General features: G+C 68.9%; 2 protein-coding genes. Both read left to right on the forward strand.

Annotated features, from left to right (window positions below):
* On the forward strand, positions 1–618 hold a 618-nt coding region (locus tag G3N99_RS40410; RefSeq protein WP_206125216.1), incomplete at its 5' end, for an MFS transporter.
* A 135-nt stretch (positions 619–753) separates the two neighbouring features.
* A partial coding sequence (locus G3N99_RS40415) for an amidase family protein (protein WP_346778524.1) occupies positions 754–1,329 on the forward strand: 576 nt, incomplete at its 3' end.

Here is a 1,329-nt window from a genome sequence, read left to right on the forward strand (position 1 = left end):
TGGCGTTCATCGGCCGTGCTCGGCACCGTGCTGCGGCGCGACGGCGGCGCCGTGCTGACCGCGCTCGGCCTTGTGATCGGCGGCACGGCCGCGCACTTCATCGTGCTGTATTACATGTCGACCTATGCGATCAAGGTGCTGCACCTGCCGATGGATACCGCGCTGTGGTGCGGGATCCTGTCCGGCGCCGTGATGTTCGTCGCCGCGCCGATCGGCGGGCGGCTGTCGGACCGCACCGGCAGCAAGCGTGTCGCGTTGTGGTCGCGCATTGCGCTGACCGTGCTGATCCTGCCGGGCTTCTGGCTGATGCGCACGGTGCCGTCGATCGCAACGATGTATGCGGTCGTGATGCTGCTCGCCGCGTTGCACTCGATCAACGCCGGCGCGAACGGCGTGATCCTCGCCGAGCTGTTTCCGAAGAGCACGCGTGCGACCGCGCTGTCGATTGCGTATGCGGGCGGCGTGTCGATCTTCGGCGGCTTCGCGCAGTTCATCGTCACGTGGATGATCGGCGCGACCGGCAATCCGGCCGCGCCCGCGTGGTACGTGATCGCCTGCGGCGTGCTGTCGCTCGCCGCGCTCGCGTTCGCGTCGGATCGCAGCGATCACGATGCGTGACCGGCTGCGACCGACGCTGCGTCCTTCCTTTCTGCCTTCGTCCGGAACCATATGACCGCCACGGCTTCGCTTTCGTTTTCGTCCCAGTCCGCCGACGTCATGGTCGGCGATCTGTGTGACCTGTCCGCCCGCACGATGCTCGACCTGCTGAAGAAACGGCAGATCGGCGCATGCGACCTGCTCGACGCGCATCTCGCGCGGATTGCGACGGTCAACCCGCGCGTGAACGCGCTCGTGACCGTCGTCGATCCCGACCTGCTGCGTGCCCGTGCGCGCGACATCGATGCACGCTGGATGCGCGGTGAATGGCAGGGGCCGCTGCACGGCCTGCCGGTGTCGCAGAAGGATCTCACCGCGACGCGCGGCGTGCGCACCACGTACGGCTCGCGTTTGTTCGCCGATCACGTGCCGCAGCACGACGCGCTCGTCGTGCGCCGTTGCGCGAGCGCCGGGGCGTTGATGATCGGCAAGTCGAACACGCCCGAATTCGGCGCCGGGTCGCATACGTTCAACGACGTGTTCGGCGCGACGCGTAACCCGTGGGACCTGACGCGCTCCGCCGGCGGCAGCAGCGGTGGTGCGGCCGCCGCGCTCGCGTGCGGGATGAACCCGCTTGCGTGCGGCAGCGACATGGGCGGTTCGCTGCGCAATCCGGCGGCCTGGAACAACGTCGTCGGATTGCGGCCGTCGCCGGGCCGCGTGCCGCGCGCG

The organism is Burkholderia sp. Ac-20392 (assembly GCF_017104585.1).
GTDB classification, from domain to species: domain Bacteria; phylum Pseudomonadota; class Gammaproteobacteria; order Burkholderiales; family Burkholderiaceae; genus Burkholderia; species Burkholderia lata.